The sequence below is a fragment of the Streptomyces morookaense genome (genome assembly GCF_013030945.1).
Classification (GTDB): domain Bacteria; phylum Actinomycetota; class Actinomycetes; order Streptomycetales; family Streptomycetaceae; genus Streptomyces; species Streptomyces morookaensis.
In genome coordinates this window covers 1-19771 of the sequence record NZ_JABBXF010000014.1, presented here as the reverse complement: position 1 = coordinate 19771, position 19771 = coordinate 1, and the positions used below count along the sequence as shown (strand labels likewise).

Below are 19771 nucleotides of genomic sequence, written 5' to 3'. Positions count from 1 at the left end.
CGGCAGTGTCACGCGACCGTTAGTTCGACGGACGTTTTCCTACGGGCATGTGTCGCGCTGCGCACACCGGCCCCCGGTGCAGGTGCGTGAACTGTACGAACGAGGTAACGCCGCGGTCTTGTCGCCGGAACACGGACCCGTGACGCTTCTCGGCATGACCACTCCGCCGTCGGGGGCGACCGACACGCACTGCCCGTACTGCTCCCTCCAGTGCGGCATGCGCCTGCGGCCGACCTCGGGGGAGCCCGCTCCCGTGGAGGTCGAGGAGCGCCCGGACTTCCCCGTCAACCGGGGCGCGCTGTGCGGCAAGGGCCGCAGCGCCCCCGCGATCCTGGCCGCCCACGCCCGCCTCACCGCGCCGCTGGTCCGCGACGCGCACACCGGGCAACTGCGCGAAGCCTCCTGGCCGGAGGCCCTCGACCGCGCGGCCGACGGGCTCGCCGCCGCCGCGCGCCGGTACGGCTCCGACGCGGTGGGTGTGTTCGGCGGCGGCGGGCTCACCAACGAAAAGGCCTATCTGCTCGGCAAGTTCGCGCGCGTCGCCCTGCGCACCGCCGCCATCGACTACAACGGCCGGTTCTGCATGTCCTCCGCGGCCGCCGCGCAACGCGCCGCGTTCGGGCTCGACCGGGGGCTGCCGTTCCCACTGGAGGACATCCCGCGTGCGGGATGCGTCGTTCTCGTCGGCAGCAACCTGGCCGACACCATGCCGCCCGCGGTGCGCTACCTGCGCGAACTGCAGGAGGCGGGCGGAAAGCTGATCGTCGTCGACCCTCGCCGCACCCGCACCGCCGCCCTCGCCGACCTGCACCTGCAGCCCGCCCCCGGCACCGATCTCGCCCTTGCCCTCGGCCTGTTGCACCTCGTCGTCGCCGAAGGGCTCGTCGACGAGGAGTTCGTGGCCGCCCGCACCACCGGGTACGAGGCGGCACGCGCCGCGGCCATGGCGCACTGGCCCGAGCGCGTCGAACACCTCACCGGCGTGCCCGTGGCCCTGATGCGCCGCGCCGTCGGGCTGTTCTGCGGCACACCGGACCGCACCGGCATGGTGCTGACCGCCCGCGGCGGCGAACAGCACAGCAAAGGCGTCGACACCGTCGGCGCATGGATCAACCTCTGCCTGGCCACCGGACGCGCCGGGCGCCCCGCCGCCGGATACGGCTGCCTGACCGGGCAGGGCAACGGGCAGGGCGGCCGCGAACACGGGCAGAAGGCCGACCAGTTGCCCGGCTACCGTTCGATCACCGACCCCGCGGCCCGCGCCCACGTCGCCGCGGTGTGGGGCGTGGACCCGGACGAGCTGCCCGGCCCCGGACGCAGCGCCTACGAACTCCTGGACACCCTCGGCACCCCGGACGGGGCCAGTGCACTGCTGCTCATGGGCTCCAACCCCGTCGTCTCCGCACCGCACGCGCAGCACGTCACCGAGCGTCTGCGCGCCCTGGACTGCCTGGTCGTCTGTGATGTGGTGCTCTCCGAGACCGCCGAGCTCGCCGACGTCGTCCTGCCCTCCGCCCAATGGGCCGAGGAGGACGGGACGATGACGAACCTGGAGGGCCGGGTGATCCTGCGCCGGGCCGCCCTGGCCCCGCCCCCGGGAGTCCGCACCGACCTGGAGATCCTGCACGGACTGGCCGAACGGCTCGGCGTGCCCGAGGGCTTCCCCGCCGAGCCGCAGGAGGTCTTCGAGGAGCTCCGGGCGGCCTCCGCCGGGGGCCAGGCCGACTACTCCGGCATCACCTACGAACGGATCGCCGCCGAGGACGGCGTCTTCTGGCCGTGCCCCGCGAGCGGCCCCGGGGAGCCCGAACACCCGGGCACCCGGCGCCTGTTCCTCGACCGCTTCGCCACCCCCGACGGCCGGGCCCGCTTCGCCGACGTCTCGCACCGGCCCGCCGCCGAGGAGCCCGACGCCGACTATCCGCTCCGGCTCACCACGGGCCGGGTGCTCGCCCAGTACCAGAGCGGCGCCCAGACCCGCCGCACCCCGGCCCTCGCCGAGGCCGCGCCCGGCCCGTTCGTCGAACTGCACCCCCGCCTCGCGGCCCGCCTCGGCGTCACCGACGGCGACGGGCTCACCGTCGTCAGCCGGCGCGGCCGGGTCACGGCGCCGGCCCGGCTGACGGCCGCGATCCGGGCCGACACCGTCTTCATGCCCTTCCACTGGCCCGGCGAGGGGCGTGCTAACACCCTGACCAACCCGGCGCTCGACCCGGTGTCGCGGATGCCCGAGTTCAAGGTGTGCGCGGTGCGCGTGGAGAAGGCCTCGTGACCACCGCCCGCATCGCCGTCGTCGGCGCCGGGATGGCCGCCGCCCGCCTCGCCCAGCAACTGCGCCTGCACACCGAGGCATTGGACATCACCCTCTACGGGCAGGAACCGCACGCCCCCTACAACCGTGCCCTGCTCGCCGGGGTGCTCACCGGCCGGTACGCGCCGGACACGCTGACGCTGCCCGCCGGCGGGGCAACCGTCCGCACGGGCACCGAAGTCGTCGCGCTCGACCCGGCCGCCCGCACGCTGCGCACCGCCACCGGCGAGACGGCCGCCTACGACACCCTCGTCCTCGCCACCGGGGCCGCACCCGTACTGCCGCCCGTGCCCGGCCTGTTCGCCCCCGGCGGCCGCGAACTCCGGCCGGGCGCCCACGTACTGCGCACCCTGGCCGACTGCGCCGGCATCGTCCGGGACGCGCAGGCCGCAGGACGGGCCACCGTGATCGGCGGGGGAGTCCTCGGCATCGCCGCCGCCCAGGCCCTCGCCACTCTCGGGTGCGCGGTACGGCTCGTCCACCGCGAACCGCACCTGCTGGAACGGCACCTGGACGCGCAGGCCGCCACCATCGTGCGCCGGACCCTCGAAGCCGCGGGCGTCGACGTCCGCACCGGCGCGGACACCACGGGCGTGCCGGACGACGGCCCGCTCCTGCTCGCCTGCGGAGTCCGGCCCCGCACCCGCCTGGCCCGCGCCGCCGGACTCGCCGTCCGCACCGGCATCGTCGTCGACGACACCCTGGCCGCCTCCGCCCCCGGGGTGTACGCGATCGGCGACTGCGCCGAGCATCGCGGCACCGTGCACGGCCGCGCCGAACCCGCCTGGGAACAGGCCGACATCCTCGCCGCCCGGCTGTCCGGCGCCCGCCCCCGCTACCACGGATCCCCCGACCGGCTCCGGCTCACGGCCGGGGCACTGGAGATCGCCGCCTTCGGCGCCTCCGCGTCCCCCGGACCGGACACCGACACCCTCCGCCTCTCCGACGCCACCCGCGGCATCCACAAGAGCCTCATCCTGCGCGACGCCCGCCTCGTCGGGGCGGCCCTCATCGGCGACCTCGCCGCCGTGGGCGAGATCGCCGAAGCCGTCGGACACGGGCAGCCCCTGCTCCCCGACCCCGTCCACCTGCTCACCGGACACCCCCCGCCCGCCTTCTCCGCCGAAGGAGCCCCCGCATGAGGGACCCGAACGACCCCCGTCCCCGCCTCGTGCTCGTCGGCCACGGCATGGTCGGCCAGCGCTTCCTCCAGGCGCTCGCCGACCGCGGCCCGCTCGCACAGCGCGTCACCGTGCTCGCCGAGGAGCCCCGGCCCGCCTACGACCGCGTGCACCTCACCTCGTGGTTCTCCGGCACCACGGCCGAGGAACTCTCCCTGTGGCCCGACGGCTTCGCCGCCGCGCACGGCATCGACCTGCACCTCGGCGACCCCGCCACCGCGATCGACCGCGACCGCCGCACCGTCACCACCCGCTCGGGGCGGACCGTCGCCTACGACACCCTCGTCCTGGCCACCGGCTCCGCCCCCTTCGTACCGCCCGTCCCCGGACACGACCTCCCCGGCTGCTTCGTCTACCGCACCCTGGAGGACCTGGAGGCCATCCGCGCCCGGGCCGGACAGCCCGGGGTCACCACGGGCGTCGTCGTCGGCGGCGGACTGCTCGGCCTGGAGGCGGCCGGTGCCATGCTGGCCATGGGCCTGACCACCCATGTCGTCGAATTCGCCCCCAGGTTGATGGCCGTCCAGGTCGACGAGGGCGGTGGCGCCGCACTGCGCCGCGAGATCGAGAGCATGGGCGTGGGCGTCCGCACCGGCACCGCGGCGAAGGCCGTCGAAGCCGCGGCCGACGGCTCCGCCGGGCGGATGGTGCTGTCCGACGGCACTTCCCTCGACGCCCACCTCGTCGTCTTCGCCGCAGGCGTACGCCCCCGCGACCGGCTGGCCCGCGACTGCGGACTGCCCGTCGGCGAACGCGGCGGCATCGTCGTGGACGCCGCCTGCCGCACCGCCGACCCGCACATCCTCGCCATCGGCGAATGCGCCCTGGCCGCCGACGGACGCGTGTACGGGCTCGTCGCCCCCGGCTACGCCATGGCCGAGGCCGCGGCGGCCGAACTCACCGGCGGCCGCGGCAGCTTCACCGGTGCCGACACCGCCACCCGGCTCAAGCTCCTCGGCGTCGAGGTCGCCGCCTTCGGCGACCCGCACGGCACCGGCGACGGCGTCCTCGAAGTGCTCTACTCCAACAGCCGCGAGGGCGTCTACAAGAAGCTGTGCATCGACCCCGAGGGCCGGCTCGTCGGCGGCGTCCTCGTCGGCGACGCCGACTCCTACGACCTGCTGCGCCCGCTCGCCGCGGCCGGCAACCCGCTCACCACCCCGCCCGAACAGCTCGTGCTGCCCGCCTCCGCCGGACCGGCCGCGGCGGGGCCGGCGTCCCTGCCGGACGAGGCGGTCGTCTGCTCCTGCCACAACGTCACCAAGGGCGCCCTGTGTTCGGCCGTCACGGACAAGGGCTGCACGGACGTGCCCTCGGTGAAGCGGCTCACCAAGGCCGGTACCGGCTGCGGCTCCTGCACCAAGGCGCTGGAGTGCATCGTCGGCGAGGCCCTCGGCCCGCAGGCGTCCCGGCCGCGCGGGCTGTGCGAGCACTTCGACCGCACGCGGGCCGAACTGTACGAGATCATCCGGGTCAAGGGCATCACCTCGTTCTCGCGCCTGATCGACGAACACGGCCGCGGCGAGGGCTGCGACATCTGCAAGCCCGCCGTCGCCTCCATCCTCGCCGCCCTCGGCAACGGCCACGTCCTGGACGGCGAACAGGCCGCACTCCAGGACACCAACGACCACTTCCTCGCCAACCTCCAGCGCAACGGCTCCTATTCGGTGGTGCCCCGCGTCCCCGGCGGCGAGATCACCGCCGCCGGACTCATCACGATCGGCGAGATCGCCCGCGACTTCGGCCTCTACACCAAGATCACCGGCGGGCAGCGGATCGACCTCTTCGGCGCCACCGTCGACCAGCTCCCGCACATCTGGCGCCGCCTCGTGGACGCCGGCTTCGAATCCGGCCACGCCTACGGAAAGGCCCTGCGCACCGTCAAGTCCTGCGTCGGGCGGACCTGGTGCCGCTACGGCGTGCAGGACTCGGTCGGCCTGGCCATCGAACTGGAGCTGCGCTACCGCGGCCTGCGCGCCCCGCACAAGCTCAAGGCCGCGGTCTCCGGCTGCGCCCGCGAATGCGCGGAGGCGCAGAGCAAGGACTTCGGCGTGATCGCCACCGCCCAGGGCTGGAACCTCTACGTCGGCGGCAACGGCGGCACCACCCCGCGCCACGCCGACCTGCTCGCCGCCGACCTGGACCACGCCACCCTGCTGCGCACCATCGACCGGTTCCTGATGTTCTACATCCGTACCGCCGACCGCCTGGAACGCACCGCCCCCTGGCTGGAACGGCTGGAGGGCGGACTCGACCACCTGCGGGCCGTCGTCATGGACGACGCACTCGGCATCTGCGCCGAACTCGACGACCTCATGGCCCGGCACATCGCGACCTACGAGGACGAATGGCGGGCCACCCTCGACGACCCCGAACGGCTGCGCCGCTTCGTGTCGTTCGCCAACGCGCCCGGAATCCCGGACCCCACGGTGCGCTTCATGCCCGAGCGCGGGCAGATCCGCCCCGCCACGGCGGCGGAGGTGGCGGCGCGATGAGCACACGGACGGTCGAGATCGACGCGGGCGGCGGCTGGCGGCCCGTGTGCGGCTACGACGAACTGCAGCCCGGGCGCGGGGTGACCGTGCTCGTCGACGGCCACCAGGTGGCGCTCTTCCGCGACCGCGCGGGCGAGCTCTACGCGGTCGGCAACCAGGACCCGTTCAGCGGGGCCCACGTGATCTCCCGGGGCATCCTCGGCAGCCGGGCCGGAGTGCCGGTGGTCGCCTCGCCCATGTACAAGCAGGCCTTCGACCTGCGTTCGGGCGCTTGTCTCGACGAGGAGGACACCCCGGCCGCGCTGCCCGTCTGGCCCGTACGCATCACCGAGGCCCCCGCCGCGCGGCCGCACCGCATCACCGAATGGCGGCCGGAGGACCCGGTGTTCTGGGAGACCACCGGCGCCCGTGTCGCGCGGCGCAACCTCGTTCACTCGGTGCTGTGCGAGCACATCGGCTTCTCCGTCTGGAGCCTGTGGTCGGTGCTCGTCCTCTTCCTCGGGCCCGAGTACGGCATCGACCCGGCCGGCAAGTTCCTCCTCACCGCGGTGCCGACCCTGGCGGGCTCGGTGCTGCGGCTGCCCTACACCGTCGCGGTGGCCGTCTTCGGCGGCCGCACCTGGACCGTCGTCAGCGCGCTCGCCCTGCTCGTCCCGACCGCGCTGACCGCCTGGGTCCTGCACCCCGGCGTCTCCTACGGCACGCTCCTCGCCGTCGCGGCCGTCGCCGGGGTCGGCGGAGGGAACTTCGCCTCCTCCATGGCCAACATCAACTCCTTCTACCCGCAGCGCCTCAAGGGCCGCGTCCTGGGCATCAACGCGGGCGGCGGCAACCTCGGCGTCCCCGCCGTCCAGCTGCTCGGACTCGCCGTCCTGGCGACCGCGGGCGCCGCACACCCCCGGATCCTCCCGCTCCTCTACATCCCGCTGGTCGTGGCCGCGGCCACGGCTGCGTTCCTGCGCATGGACGACCTGGCCCATGTGCGGCCCGCCGGGCGCCCGCTGCGCGAGGTGAGCCGCAACCCGCACACCTGGCTGGTCTCCCTCCTCTACATCGGCACCTTCGGCTCCTTCATCGGCTTCGGCTTCGCCTTCGGGCAGGTGCTGCTGGTGCAGTTCCCCGACTCCTTCCCGACCCCGGTACGGGCCGCCGCGCTCACCTTCCTCGGACCGCTCCTGGGCTCGCTCGCGCGGCCCGTGGGCGGCTGGCTGGCGGACCGGTGGGGAGGGGCCCGGGTCACGTTCTGGACCTTCGCCGCCATGGCCGCCGGCACCCTGCTCGTCCTGGTCGCCTCGCAGCGCCACTCCCTGCCGCTGTTCCTGGCGGGCTTCGTGCTGCTCTTCGTCCTCAGCGGCGCCGGCAACGGCTCGACGTACAAGATGATCCCCGGCATCTTCCGCGCCGAGCTGCGCCGCGGGGCCGCCGCCGGGACGGACATGCGGGCCGCCGAGGAGCGGTCCCACCGGCACGCGAGCGCCCTGATGGGCATCGCCGGCGCGGTCGGCGCCCTCGGCGGAGTGCTCGTCAACATCGCGTTCCGCCAGGCCTTCCTCGACAGCGGCTCGGGCGAGCCGGCCTACGCGGCGTTCCTCGCCCTCTACCTGCTCTGCCTCGCGGTCACCTGGGCGGGCTACCTGCGGCCGGCCCGGCGGACGGCCGGCGTCTGAGGGCGGCGGCCGGGCATCCGGCACGGCCGCCCGGCCGCCGCCCTCGCGATTCCCCCCTCCTGCCTGCTCCATTGGGGCGACTGGAGGCGTGCGGCGCGCGGACGCCGGGCGCGGCCGGGCAGGCATCTGCTCTGCGTGGGGCGTCGACCGGGACGCCCCGTCGAGCAGAGGGAGCAGCGAAACATGCGCATGCCACACCGGGTGACCACGGCGATTGCGGCCATCGTCCTGGCCGGGGCGTCCGCGGGCACGGCACTGGCCACGGAGTGCCCCCGCGACGAAGCCTTCCTGAGAACCTTCCACCAGGCCAACATCGCCCAGATCCAGGCGAGCAAGGATGCCGTGAAGCACGCCGTGTACCGGTGCACGCGGGACGCCGGCAGGATGATGGTGATGAACCACGAGAAGATCGACAGGATCATCCGTGACATCGCCCACCGGCAGGACGTGTCCCTGTCCTCGGACATCCCGGCCGACCAGCAGGTGGTCCTCAAGACGCTCAGGGCGAACGCCCGTACCAAGACGTACGACAAGCTCTGGCTGACGGCCGAGGAAGCCGGGCACATGCAGGCGATGACGCTGCTCGACGACGAGATCTCCCACGGCCAGGACGCGGCCTCGCGCGACGCGGCCCGCGACGCGCGGCCGGTCGTCGCCCGGCACCTCGATGTGATCCACAAGTGCATGAAGAAGGTGGACCCCTCGAAGCGGGATGCTCCCAAGAAGGACCCGGCCAAGAAGGGGTACGGCAAGAAGACGACCGGCAGGAAGAATCCGGCGAAGAAGGACCCTGTGAAGAGGGACGCCATGCAGAAGGACCCGGCGAAGAAGATCCGGGTGAAGGAACTCGCACCGGCCGACCCGAAGTAACGCCGACAGGTCCCGCGCCCCGTCGGGGCGCGGGTCGCCCGTCACCGCGTGCCTTGACGCCCTTCGAACGGCTCGTGCAGAGTTGATCAGTGAGCACGACCGACGCCGTCATCCGCCCCCGTCCCGTCCCGGACCCCCGCCTTCGCCTCTTCGTCCTGCACCACGCGGGCGGCTCCCACGTCCCGTACCGCGCCTGGGCCGGCCACCTGCCGCCCGAGTGGGAACTGTGCCTGCTGGAGGCGCCCGGCCGCGGCACCCGCCGCGGCGCCCCGGCCCGCACGGCGGACGAACTGGCCGGCGTCTTCCTGGAGGACGTCCGGCCCTGGACGGACCGGCCCTATGCGGTCTTCGGCCACAGCATGGGCGCCATCGCCGCCTACGAACTGACCCTCGCCCTGCGCGACCACGGCCTGCCGCTGCCGTGCTGGCTGGGCCTCTCCGCCGTCAGGGCGCCCGAGCACCACCCGCGCCGCGACGGACGCCGCTTCGACCTGCCCGACGCCGAACTGCGCACCGCCGTCCTGGAAATGGGCGGCACACCGCGCGAGGTCCTGGAGGAGCCCGGGCTCTGGGCCTACCTCGAACCCATCCTCCGCGCCGACCTGCAGCTCGCCGAGACCTGGCAGCCGCGGGCGGCCGTACCGCTGCCCGTTCCGCTGTCGGTGTTCTCGGGCGACGCCGACAAGGGCGCCCTCCCGCACCTGATGGAGACCTGGGCGGCGCACAGCAGCCGGTTCGTGGGCGCGCACGTCCTGGAGGGCGGCCATTTCTACCTGCAGCCCGATCCGTCCGCCCTGATCCACCGGATCGTCACCGACATCCGAGGGAATTCTGTTCCTGGTGGGGAACCATCCCCTGTGGAAGGCACTCTCTGAGGCCGAAGGTGCACAGTCGTACGGACAACTCGCATGCGGGGAGCACGGGATGACGCACAAATTCGCGCAACAACGGTCGTCGTCGGCACTGCGGTCCGCCGCGAGACCGGCCGTGGTCCTGGCCGCGGGACTGGCGCTCGTCATGAGCGCGGCGGGAGCCGGCCAGGCGGCCGGCGGGCGGGCGGCGGTCCGGACCGCCTGCGGGGCCCTCGCCGGGCGGGCGGCGGCCGTGCCCGAGGCGGCACCGGCCCCCGACCTCAAGGCCGTCGGGAACGCGGCACAGCAGATCTCCTACAGCCTGGCCCCCGAACTGCCCATCGGGCTCTGGTCCTCCTCCGCCGTCACCCTGCGCACGCCGGTCCGCAAGGGGACGGTGCGGCTGGACGTCGACAGCCGCGGCTTCAGCACCGACTCCCTGGTCGTGCAGCGCTACGTGCCCGCGACCCGGACCTGGACGGACCTCAAGACGGGCCCCGGCGGCGGCAGTGCGCCGACTCACGGCGTCTTCACCTTCCCCGTGACGACGTCCGCGGACGCCCGCCACCCGCAGACGGTGGCCCTGCGGCTGCAGGACCTCGACCGCCCCGGCACGCTCACCGTCACCGCGACCGTTGACGACGGCCGCGGCCACACCTACCGGGCCCCGGCCCGCACGTCCGCCGCGACCCGGCCGACGACGACGGTCACCGGCTGGCCGGCCAAGGGCGTCACGCTGACGCGGGGCGGGGCGGCACGCCCGTTCACCCTGACCGTCAAGAACACCACCGGCCGGACGTATCCGGCCATCGCCGTCTCGTACTTCGCGTACGGGGCCGGCAGGAGCCACGCCCTGCGCCCGGCCGACCTGATCCTCCAGCAGTACCGCGCCGGCCACGGCTGGGAACGGGTCCCGCTGGTCGCCAACGGCTGCGACCCCGGCATGAGCACGCCGCTGCGCCCGTCGTCCCGCTCCGTCGCACCGGGCGCGACGGCCGACTACCGGCTGCGGGTCGCGGTGTCCCGCACGGCTCCGGCGGACGTGGCCACCGCGGAGTCGGGCATCGCCGTGTCGAACGGCGACCAGTCCTTCTCCTCCCGGGAACTGCCGTTCGCGATCGGCGCGGGGAAGTAGGGGCGGAGCCGCCTACGCCGCGTGGCGCACCCGTCGTGTCCGGCGGTACTCGCCGACGAGTACCGCCAGGGCCGCGGGCACCGAGGGGTGGGCCGGACCGCGGAGAATCCCCGCCCCTTTCGCCGCCACGGCGTCGGCGGTGAGCAACTCGATCCGCACCGCCGCATGGACGAACGGCCGGTGCACCGGCGCCACGAAGCCGGCCATGCGGCGCGCGGCCGCCAAGTCCTCGCGCGCCGACCCCAGATGGCGGGCCAGCAGCGCCCGCACCCCCGGGGTGTCCCGCCCGTCCTCCAGGTCCGTACGGGCCACACCGTGCTCCCGCAGGGTCTCCTCGGAGAGGCCCAGGCGCTCGTCCCGCAGGTCCTCGGCCAGATCGTTGACGAAGTCCAGCCGCTGGCTGCCGTCGATGTAGGAACGGCAGGCCTCCCGGAAGGCGTCGGTGCGGTCGTCGGGGGCGAGGAGGGAGGCGATGAGCATGAAGGCCGGCAACGAGTAGGAGTCGACGTAGTGCGCGTAGTCCTCCTCGGTTGCGAAGCCCTTGAAGGACAGGTCGGCCGGGGCCGCGGCGAGGAAGTCCTCGATGTGGCCGCGCAGCACGGGGTATTGGGCGGCGGTGTGCAGCAGCGGGCGGAGTATCGGGTGACCGGCGGAACCTGTGGCCAGGCCCTCGCGCACCTGCTTCTCCCACTCCGCGTGCCCGGCCATGCGCTCCGCGAGGGGGCGGGCTTCGTCGAGGAGCCGGTCGGTGTGGTGCATGAAGGCCGTCGCGGCGACGACGTGCGGCACCAGGGCAGGGGGCAGCAGCAGCCGGACGGCCAGATAGGCCTGGCGGCGGTAGCCGGCCACCAGGACGCGCCCGCGTGTGAAGTCGGCGCGCAGCTGCGGGTCGTGGATGCCTGCGGCATCCAGCATCGTGTCCCACGAAGTCATCTGTCGTTCTTCTTCGTCGTGCCCGGCGGCGGACACCCGCCGGTGCCCGCCGCCGGGCGGGGCTAGGCGAGGGGTGCGGCGAGGGAGTGCCTCGTGCCGTACTCCTGCAGGGCGGGCAGTTTGGCCGTCGTCGCGGTGTCCGACGGCATGGAGGTGAAGAGCTTCATGCCCGGGGATTCCAGGGCCTCCAGCATCACGTAGTCGAACGTGAGGCTGCCGAGCTCGGGGTGGAGGAATTCGCGCTGGGTCGAGTGGAACTCCGCGATGTCGTGCTTGTCCCACCAGTCGCGGAACTCCGGGCTCGACTCGCGCAGTTCGCCCGTGATGCGGTCCAGGTACGGATCGCCGATGCGCTGCCGGGAGTCCGCGCGGAACTGGGCCAGCAGCGACTGGGCCTGGCCCGCCCAGTCGGCCATCAGCGTGCGCATGCCGGGATCGCTGAACGTCAGCCGGATGAGGTTGCGTTCGGCGGCCGGCAGGCGGCCCGGGTCGCCGATGAGGCCGGCCATGGAGCGGTTCCAGGCCACCAGGTCCCAGTTGGCGTCGCTGAGGTAGGCCGGGTGCGGGTCGAGGGCGTCCACCAGCTTCTGCAGCGCGGGCGTGGGAGCGTCTGCCGGACAGGGGTATTCCAGCAGGGGCTCGTCGGCCAGTGCGTACAGATGGCGGCGCTCGTCCCTGTTCAGCTGGAGGGCGCGGGACAGGCTCTCCAGTACCTGGCGGCTCACGGTGATGTCGCGGGCCTGTTCCAGCCAGGTGTACCAGGTGACGCTCACCCCCGAGAGCTGGGCCACTTCCTCCCGGCGCAGGCCGGGCGTGCGGCGGCGGGAGCCGCCCGGAATGCCGACGTCCTCGGGGGTGATCCGGGCCCGGCGGGACCGGAGGAACTCCGCCAGGGCGCGGCGTCGTTCAAGGTCAGCCATCAAACCCCCGTCTCTCGAGGGCCGGCGGCGGGTATGGGTGGTGGTCCGGATAGTAGTGGTGTCGATACCAGCATAATCGGTCACTGTACGCGACAGCTTCCCTGTCGGAGGATCAAGAACGTCAGCCCGGGTCCTTCCGCTACAGGGGTGCGGAAGGGCCCGGGGGCATCCCTCCTGCCGGGCCAGGAGCAACGCCCGGTCCCAGGTGGGGGCGTTGCCGGTGGTGGCGGCGAGAAGAGCGGGCACCACGCCCGCCGCCCCTTCCGGAAGGCCGGGGCCGTCCTGGGTGAAGGCGCCGCCGTGATCGACGAATTGTGACAGTTGAACGGTCAGTTCAACTGCGGCGCCATTGAATTCCGGACGCGAACTGGACGCCGGATAAGCGGAGTCAGAGGTTCCGTCCATTCGGGGCGTGGCATGGCACGGCCCCGCGCCGGAGGATACGGCTCCCGCCCCTCGGACGGGGGATGGCCCCGGAGCCGTCGGTGCCGCGAAGCTGGAGGGCGGGCCCGGTACCCTCGCGCCGGTGCCGCCGACGACGAAGGAGTGACGTCGTGTTCCCTCGGGACAGCCGGCTGCGCGGGCGCGCCGCCGTGGCCCTCGCCGCCCTCGCGCTGGGCGCCGTGACCTGCCTGCCGGGCGGTGCGTCCGTACAGGCGGGCGATGCGGAGAACTGCCGGGCCGCCACGTCGCAGGGCCCGGTGCAGGGCACGGTCCGCGCCGGCACCTGCGCATATCTCGGCGTGCCGTACGCCGCCGCACCCACCGGGCCCCGGCGCTTCCGCCCGCCCGAGCCGCCCGCGGCCCGGCGGGGGACGCTGAACGCCGACGTCGCGAAGCCGCCGTGCCCGCAGGATCTGGCCGACGGGAACGGGCAGGGCGACGAGGACTGTCTCCACGTGAACATCTGGGCCCCGCGGACGCGCGGGGCGCACAGGCCCGTCATGGTGTTCCTCCACGGCGGCGAGAACGTCATCAACAGCGCGAGCGACGCGATGACCGACGGAGCCGCCCTCGCCGCACGCGGCGACGCGGTCGTGGTCTCGGCCGACTACCGGCTCGGCATCCTCGGCTGGACCGAACTCGGCTCCCTGGACCGCTCGTACGCCGGCTCCGGCAACAACGGGCTGCGCGACGAGGCCGCCGCCCTCGGCTGGGTGCGCGAACAGGCCGCCGCCTTCGGCGGGGACCCGCGCAATGTCACGGTCTTCGGGCAGTCGGCGGGCTCGGTGTCCATCAATGCGCTGCTGGCGGGCGAGCACCCGGAGCGGCTGTTCCGCCGGGCGGTCACCGAGAGCGGGCCCGGCTACCTCGTGCACACCCGGCACTCGGCCGAGTCCGCGGCCCAGCGCGTCTTCACCGCGGGCGGCATCCACCGGGTCGGCGACCTCGCCGCGCTGGACACCCGGCAGATCCTGGAACTCCAGCGCACGGCGCGGGCAGCGGCGCCCGGACTGGCCGGCGCGGTCTTCTTCGGGCCGTACGTGGACGGTTCGCTGGTGCCCGGCCAGGTGCTCGACCGGGTCGCGGCGGGCAGCGCCCGGAACGTCGACGTGATGACCGGCAGCAACAGCAACGAGACGGACTTCTGGGCCCTGTTCCAGCCGGGCATCCTCGAACTGCCGCTCAGCGCGTATGCGGTGTTCCCCGCCCCGCTCGCGGCGCGCAAGCAGCAGATGTACGACGTCTACGCCGCCGACCGCCCGGGACTGGCCGAGGGCCGGGTCGTGAACGCCATGCTCACGGACCAGATCTGGCGGATCCCTTCGGTCCGGCTGGCCCAGGCCCAGTCCCGCTGGCGGCCCTCGTACGTCTACCAGTTCGACTGGCATGTGCCGTACGCGAAGGGAGTACCGGACGCACAGAACCTCGGCGCCATGCACCAGTTGGAGCTGCCGTTCGTCTTCGGCACGCTCGACCTCGGCTGGGTGCCGCGCGGCAAGGAGACCCTGGCGGCGCAGCGGCCGGAACTCACCCGGCTGTCGCAGGCGATGATGGACGCCTGGGCTTCCTTCGCCCGCACGGGCAATCCGGGTTGGCGCGCGTACTGGGGCACGGACCGCGCAACCAGGTTCTGGGACCTGAACCCCGTGGTACGCAGTGCGCCGAGGGACAACGAACGTGCGTTGTGGGACGGATACGCGTTCCCGTCCTGGGACTCGTAGAACAGAAACCCCGCGCCCCGTAAGGGGCGCGGGGAACTGCGCGATCAGCCACAGACGGCCTGCAGCCGACGGACCACGCTTCCAGCGGAGCGTCAGCGCTGCACGTTGCCCTGCGGCGCATTGTCCGCGGTCACATTGACCGCGGCCCACGCCTTGTCGACGGTCTGGTACTCGGTGCTGCCCTGACCGTAGATGTCCGCGGCCGCCTGCAGCGTGGCCGTGCGCGCGTCGTGGAAGTCGGAGCTGGAGACCAGGTAACGGGTGAGCGCCCGGTAGAAGATCTGCTCGGCCTTGTCGCGGCCGATGCCGGTCACGGTCGAGCCGTCGTAGGTCGGGGAGTCGTACGCCACGCCTCCGACGGTCTTCTGGCCGCTGCCCTCGGCGAGCAGGTAGAAGGCGTGCGACGAGACGCCCGAACCCGCGTGCACCTCACGGTCGTAGGAGCCGCTGTCCCAGTAGTCGACGGTGCCCTCGAGCTTGTCGAGCGAGGGGTGGTCGAGGCGGCGCAGGAAGGTCTGCTCCAGGCCGAGCTTCTCGCCGATGAGGTAGTTCGGCGGGTTCTGCGGGTTGTTCGTCTTGAACTCCACGGCGGTGCCGAAGATGTCCGCGAACGACTCGTTGAGGGAGCCCGCCTCGCCGAACTGGTTGCCCCGCGCGTCGGTGCGCGTGGGCTGGAAGTTGGCGGTGGCCTCGACCACGCCGTGGGTGAGCTCGTGACCGGTGACGTCCAGGGCCACCAGCGGCTGCTTGAACGTTTCTCCGTCCCCGTCGCCGTAGAGCATGCAGGAGCAGTCGGGCGACCAGAAGGCGTTGCCGACGTTGCTGCCGAAGTGGACGAGCGCGTGCGGGCCGGCGCCGTCGTTCTTGATGCCGTTGCGGCCGAAGACGTTCTTGTAGTAGTCGAACGTGCTGGTGATGCCGTACTGGGCGTCCACCGCGGCGGTGTTGACGTCCGACGTGGTGCCGTTGCCCCACTTGTTGTCGGTGGTCGTCAGCTCCTTGCCGTTGGCGAAGGCCCCCAGCTCCTGCGAACCCGCGTCGCGGGTCTCGGTGTTGCCGCGGGAGGAGTCCTTGAGGACGAAGGAGTTCTGGCCGGTCTGCGTGGTGAGCAGGGGCACGGTGCCGACGTAGAACGAGGTGCCGCTGCCGGTCGCCGGGGCGGGGAAGCTGCCGGTCGTGGGCTTGGCGGGCTTCTTCGCCGGGGTCCTCGCGCCGGTGCGCGGGGCGGCCTGCAGGCCCAGGTCGCGGAGCTTGGCCTGGAGCTGCGGGGAGATGAAGCCGTCGGTGAGCGGGGTGTTGCTGAGCACCTTGCCCGAGGCGGCGTCGACGACCACCGAATGGGCGCTGCCGGCCTCGGCGTTGCGGCTGCCGGTGACGGTGACCTGGTAGGCCAGCACGCTCTTGCCCTCGCGGGCGTCGATGACCAGCTGGGCGGAGCCCGCGGTGCCCTCGGCGGAGGCGGCGGCCTTGGCGGCGGCCTCGTGGGCGGCCAGCTTGGGCTTGACCGTGGGGACGGTCACGTCGTGGTGGACGGCGCGGCTCGCGCCGACGTACTTCTGCTGGGCGTCGAGGTGGACGACGATGTCGCCGCCGATCACGGGAACGCCCTTGTGGCTGCGCTCGAAGCGGACGTGGCGCTTGCCCTCGGGGTCGACGAGGGCGTCCTTGACGGTCAGCGTGTCGGCCTTGCTCACACCGGTGGCTCCGGCGTGGGCGAAGGCCGCGGCGCGGGCCGCCTTCACGAGCTGGGTCTCCGCGCTGCCGGTGGGCCGGGCCGAGGCCGAGGTCACCTTGGCCGCGGAGGCGGGCGAGGGGGCGGCCGTGGCCGTGCCCGCCATGGTCGCCGCCGCGACGACTGCGACGGCGACGGTGACTATTCGTCTGTGTGTGGGGGTTGTACGCATGGGGTCTGCGCCCTTTGTCCTGGGCGGTCCGGGCAGGCCCGGACGCGCGCAATGCACGTGGTGCCGTCACATCGGCACCACGGGGACCTGTGGTCCCGCCGAGGACAATGCCGCTTTGGCATGCGCATGAAAAGAGGGGAAGGGTGACCTGTCCGGACAGTTGATCAACTGTTAACAAAGGACCAACGGCCCGTAACGAGTGGGCAACTTCCCGTTCCGTTGCACCTCAAGACGGGTCAACCTGCCGGAGGGTTGCCGCCGTTCGGGAAGTGATCACTATGTGAGACGCGGCCCCGGCCAACTGCCGCCCGGCACGGTCGTTCCCGAGGCGCGCAGCCGCCGGGCGACCCGGTCCGCCGCCAGGTAGACCCAGGCGCGGACGGCCTCGCCGGAGCCGGTGAGCCGCACCTCGCGCTCGACCCGGTCGTAGAGACTGGCGGGATCGCCCGGCATGTGGTTCTCCAACACGTCGAGCGCGGCGAGCACATGGCGATAATCGGCGGGCGCGAGCGTGATGATCTCGCCGAGCACGTCGCCCGCGGGATCGGCCACCGCGTACGGATAGCCCGGCCCCTCGTACAGCACCGCGCCGTGCAGCCGCGCGGGCCGGACGGCGGTGGTGCGGCCGCGCAGGAAGAGGTCGTGGTTGCACTGGCCGGGGCGCAGCGTGCCGTAGACGAAGACGGGCAACTGCCGGTGGTCCTGCGGGGTCACGTCGGATTCCCTTCGCGTACGCGGCACCGGAATCCCTCCGTCCGGTGTCAGGGACCGGCGCCCTCCCCCTCCACCTCTTCCTCGACTTCCCCCCGCCTGCGCACTCGTACCGCGAGCAGGCTCCCGAGCACGCCCGCCGCGAGCCCCCACAACACTCCCAGCCCCACCAGGTGCAGCAGGCGTGCGTGCAGCCGCACTTCGCCGCTGCCGAAGCCGCCCAGGTCGCCGAGACCCAGCAGGGACAGCCCGTAGCGGGCCGAGACGTTCGTCAGCAGTCCTGTCGCGAGCAGGGTCACGGCCAGGGCCACCGCCAGGTGCACCGCGTGCTGCCAGGTCCGCGTCCGCGCGGGCGCGCGCACCGCGGCCAGGAAGCCGGCCGCGAGCAGGGCGAGCACGGCGAGGGCGACCAGCACCCAGGCCCGGCCGTCGTGTTCGGCCAGCGTGGCGGCGTTCACCGTGGCCTCGCCCCGGTGCGGCTCGCGCAGGACCGCTGCGAGGGCGGAGGGCATCGGCAGCCCGATGCCGGCGGGCACATGGCCCGTCCAGGAGCCGCCGAGCCCGACGCCGAACGCCATCCAGGCCAGGTTCGGCAGGCCGAGCAGCAGGACCGCACAGGTCTGCGCGGGGTGGCCGTGCGTGAAGAGGGTGACCACGCCGACGACGACGCCCAGTACGACGTAGGCCAGCAGCACGGCGAGCATCGCGAAGGCGGCGGGCCGGACCGCGTCCTGGAGGGGCAGCAGCCGCGGGGGCAGCGGGGCCCGCCGGGACACCGCGAGGGCCGCGGCGAGCACGGCCAGCAGCCACAGCAGCCCGAAGCCGAGGGTGGGGCCGGGGTCCGCCCGGAAACCCACGGCCGGGGTCACGCCCAGCGCCTCGCCGATGTCGTTGAGGATGTCCCCGCCGATGCGCAGGGTGAAGGTGTGCCGGGCGGCGCGCGTGAGCAGCAGCAGGACCAGCAGCCACAGCACGGCCGTCCGGGCGACCCGGCCCAGCAGTTCCGTCCCGCCCGTCACCGCCCGGTGCCGCAGCGGGTGCAGGAAGACCGTGCCCATGGCCAGGGCCCAGGCCAGCGTCACCGACAGCGGTACGACTGTGAGCTCCGCGGCGGTGTGCCCGAAGAAGCCCGCGCCGCCGGTCAGTTCCACCGAGCCGCCGACCGCCGCAACCATCGTGGCGGCGACCACCGAGGGGAAGGCGTCGCCGGGCAGGCCGTCGGCGCCTGCGGCCCAGAGGCCTGCGGCCGCTACGGCCGCCATCGCCGCTGTTCCGGCGACCACGGCCGCGAGGGCCTCGCCCCAGGCGCGCAATGGCCGGCTCATGGAGTCTCCGTCCTTCTCCGGTACGGCTGCGGCCAACCTAAGCGGCTCCGCCGCGTGGGCGCGAGCAGGCGCCCCGTCAGGGGCGCGGGGAACTGCGCGAGCAAGCACGACGCGCCCGCAGCCGAGGTTCCCCCAGCTACCGCTGGGGGTGCCCCCAGGGCTGCGCCCCGGACCTCCTGGGTGGTGCGTCGGCTGCGGGCCGGTGGGGGCTGGTCGCGCAGTTCCCCGCGCCCCTGACGGGGCGCTGACCGGGCGCCCCCTGACCGGGAGTGCGCCCCCTTACGGGGCGCCCCGGCTTGCGAGCCCCACAAAAAGCCGCATCAATCATGAATGCGGTACAAAGCAGAATGAACCGGCTTCAGCACAGGAGATGAGACACGGCCGTGTCGTCCGAACCGCCGTCAGCAACCCGCCTCGCCGGCCGCGCGCCGTGGTGGCGGTCCAGGACCGCCATCGTCATGGGCGCGCTGCTGCTGGCCGCCGCCCTCGCCGTCTGGTTCCTCCGCCAGGGCGGCGGCTCGGGAGAGGTCTTCCTCCAGGCCGCCTCGGCCGACGGCAAGGACCCCTTCACCCGTTCGACGGCCCGCAGCGCCGGAGGGTACTCCTCCGTCATGGACGACGCCGGCGCCGCCGCCGTGGCAGGCGACTCCCGCAGCCTGCCGGGCGCCACGCCCGGCCTCTATGCGGGCACCCGCAAGGCCGCCGGCTGCGATGTCGAACAGCAGATCGACTACTTCACCGGGAACCAGGGCAAGGGCCGCGCCTTCGCCGCCGCGGCCGGCATCGACCCGGACGTCCTCCCCGCCTATCTGCGCGGCCTCACCCCCGTCCATCTGCGCGCCGACACCCGGGTGACCGACCACGGCTACAAGGACGGCTCCGTCACCAGCTTCCAGTCCGTCCTGCAGACCGGCACCGCCGTCCTCGTCGACGACCGGGGCACCCCCCGGGTGCGCTGCGCCTGCGGCAACCCGCTGGGACCGCCCGTCGCCGTCCAGGGCACGCCCCGGGCCCGGGGCGACACGTGGGACTCGTACGACCCGGCGAAGGTCGTCGTCGTCACGCCGGCCGAATCGGTCCTGGAGGCGATCGTCGTCCACGACCCCGCGAACGGCGAGTGGTTCGAGCGCCCGGTGGGCAGCAGCGGCGACAACGACAGCCGGGCGACGCAGCCCAAGGGCGGCCTGCCCCCGGGCCCGGCGGCCCGTCACTCCGCAAGCCGGTCGCACTGAGCCGCGGCCCGATGCACACACCGCCCCCCGCCTCCCGGCAGGCCTCCGCAGCCGCCGCCCGCCCGGCCCGC

At 73.4% G+C, this 19771-nt stretch carries 14 protein-coding genes; 9 read left to right on the top strand and 5 right to left on the bottom strand.

What is annotated here, in order from left to right:
- The first annotated feature begins 154 nt into the window (after positions 1 to 154).
- The 7 genes from HG542_RS07950 to HG542_RS07920 all read left to right on the top strand — a co-directional run bounded on the left by HG542_RS07950 (position 155) and on the right by HG542_RS07920 (position 10510).
- On the top strand, positions 155 to 2272 hold the full coding sequence (locus tag HG542_RS07950; protein WP_171079388.1) for a molybdopterin oxidoreductase family protein: 2118 nt from the start codon (positions 155 to 157) through the stop codon (positions 2270 to 2272).
- Positions 2269 to 3453, top strand: a complete 1185-nt coding sequence (locus tag HG542_RS07945; RefSeq protein WP_171079387.1) for an NAD(P)/FAD-dependent oxidoreductase — start codon at positions 2269 to 2271, stop codon at positions 3451 to 3453. Before HG542_RS07950 ends, HG542_RS07945 begins: the two co-directional genes overlap by 4 nt.
- Entirely contained in the window at positions 3450 to 5987 is a 2538-nt protein-coding gene (nirB, locus tag HG542_RS07940) for a nitrite reductase large subunit NirB (protein WP_171079386.1), read from the top strand. The genes HG542_RS07945 and nirB overlap by 4 nt, the downstream gene beginning before the upstream one ends.
- Entirely contained in the window at positions 5984 to 7654 is a 1671-nt protein-coding gene (nirD, locus tag HG542_RS07935) for a nitrite reductase small subunit NirD (RefSeq protein WP_171079385.1), read from the top strand. Before nirB ends, nirD begins: the two co-directional genes overlap by 4 nt.
- A 183-nt stretch (positions 7655 to 7837) precedes the next feature.
- A complete protein-coding gene (locus HG542_RS07930; RefSeq protein ID WP_171079384.1) occupies positions 7838 to 8524 on the top strand; it encodes a DUF4142 domain-containing protein in 687 nt (228 codons plus the stop codon).
- Between the two features lie 89 nt (positions 8525 to 8613).
- Entirely contained in the window at positions 8614 to 9399 is a 786-nt protein-coding gene (locus HG542_RS07925; protein WP_171079383.1) for a thioesterase II family protein, read from the top strand.
- A 49-nt stretch (positions 9400 to 9448) separates the two neighbouring features.
- Positions 9449 to 10510, top strand: coding sequence for a hypothetical protein (locus HG542_RS07920; RefSeq protein ID WP_171079382.1), 1062 nt, complete (start codon positions 9449 to 9451; stop codon positions 10508 to 10510).
- Positions 10511 to 10522: 12 nt separating this feature from the next.
- Here HG542_RS07920 and HG542_RS07915 read toward each other — a convergent pair whose 3' ends face one another.
- Positions 10523 to 11443 (bottom strand): phytoene/squalene synthase family protein, encoded by a 921-nt coding sequence (locus tag HG542_RS07915; RefSeq protein ID WP_171079381.1) that lies wholly within the window; start codon positions 11441 to 11443, stop codon positions 10523 to 10525.
- 62 nt (positions 11444 to 11505) lie between these two features.
- Positions 11506 to 12363, bottom strand: a complete 858-nt coding sequence (locus HG542_RS07910) for a helix-turn-helix transcriptional regulator (protein ID WP_171079380.1) — start codon at positions 12361 to 12363, stop codon at positions 11506 to 11508.
- A gap of 554 nt (positions 12364 to 12917) precedes the next feature.
- Between HG542_RS07910 and HG542_RS07905 the strand changes: the two genes are divergently transcribed.
- A complete protein-coding gene (locus tag HG542_RS07905) occupies positions 12918 to 14528 on the top strand; it encodes a carboxylesterase/lipase family protein (protein ID WP_171079379.1) in 1611 nt (536 codons plus the stop codon).
- Positions 14529 to 14620: 92 nt separating this feature from the next.
- On the opposite strand, the gene HG542_RS07900 is transcribed toward HG542_RS07905, so the two are convergent.
- The 3 genes from HG542_RS07900 to HG542_RS07890 form a co-directional block, all read right to left on the bottom strand.
- Positions 14621 to 16432 carry a M4 family metallopeptidase gene (locus tag HG542_RS07900; RefSeq protein WP_171079378.1) on the bottom strand — a complete coding sequence of 604 codons (1812 nt, stop codon included), beginning with the start codon at positions 16430 to 16432 and terminating at the stop codon, positions 14621 to 14623.
- Positions 16433 to 16708: 276 nt separating this feature from the next.
- Positions 16709 to 17146: a gamma-glutamylcyclotransferase family protein gene (locus tag HG542_RS07895; protein WP_171079377.1), complete on the bottom strand. Its 438-nt coding sequence runs from the start codon at positions 17144 to 17146 to the stop codon at positions 16709 to 16711.
- Positions 17147 to 17193: 47 nt separating this feature from the next.
- Positions 17194 to 18468, bottom strand: coding sequence for a streptophobe family protein (locus tag HG542_RS07890; RefSeq protein ID WP_171079376.1), 1275 nt, complete (start codon positions 18466 to 18468; stop codon positions 17194 to 17196).
- A 383-nt stretch (positions 18469 to 18851) separates the two neighbouring features.
- Between HG542_RS07890 and HG542_RS07885 the strand changes: the two genes are divergently transcribed.
- Positions 18852 to 19700 (top strand): DUF6777 domain-containing protein, encoded by an 849-nt coding sequence (locus HG542_RS07885; protein WP_171079375.1) that lies wholly within the window; start codon positions 18852 to 18854, stop codon positions 19698 to 19700.
- Positions 19701 to 19771 lie beyond the last annotated feature (71 nt).

Coding starts and splice junctions, on each gene's coding strand:
- HG542_RS07910 (WP_171079380.1), bottom strand. CDS start 12,363: ATGGCTGACCTTGAACGACGCCGCGCCCTGGCGGAGTTCCTCCGGTCC.
- nirB (WP_171079386.1), top strand. CDS start 3,450: ATGAGGGACCCGAACGACCCCCGTCCCCGCCTCGTGCTCGTCGGCCAC.
- HG542_RS07915 (WP_171079381.1), bottom strand. CDS start 11,443: ATGACTTCGTGGGACACGATGCTGGATGCCGCAGGCATCCACGACCCG.
- HG542_RS07950 (WP_171079388.1), top strand. CDS start 155: ATGACCACTCCGCCGTCGGGGGCGACCGACACGCACTGCCCGTACTGC.
- nirD (WP_171079385.1), top strand. CDS start 5,984: ATGAGCACACGGACGGTCGAGATCGACGCGGGCGGCGGCTGGCGGCCC.
- HG542_RS07930 (WP_171079384.1), top strand. CDS start 7,838: ATGCGCATGCCACACCGGGTGACCACGGCGATTGCGGCCATCGTCCTG.
- HG542_RS07900 (WP_171079378.1), bottom strand. CDS start 16,432: ATGCGTACAACCCCCACACACAGACGAATAGTCACCGTCGCCGTCGCA.
- HG542_RS07920 (WP_171079382.1), top strand. CDS start 9,449: ATGACGCACAAATTCGCGCAACAACGGTCGTCGTCGGCACTGCGGTCC.
- HG542_RS07890 (WP_171079376.1), bottom strand. CDS start 18,468: ATGAGCCGGCCATTGCGCGCCTGGGGCGAGGCCCTCGCGGCCGTGGTC.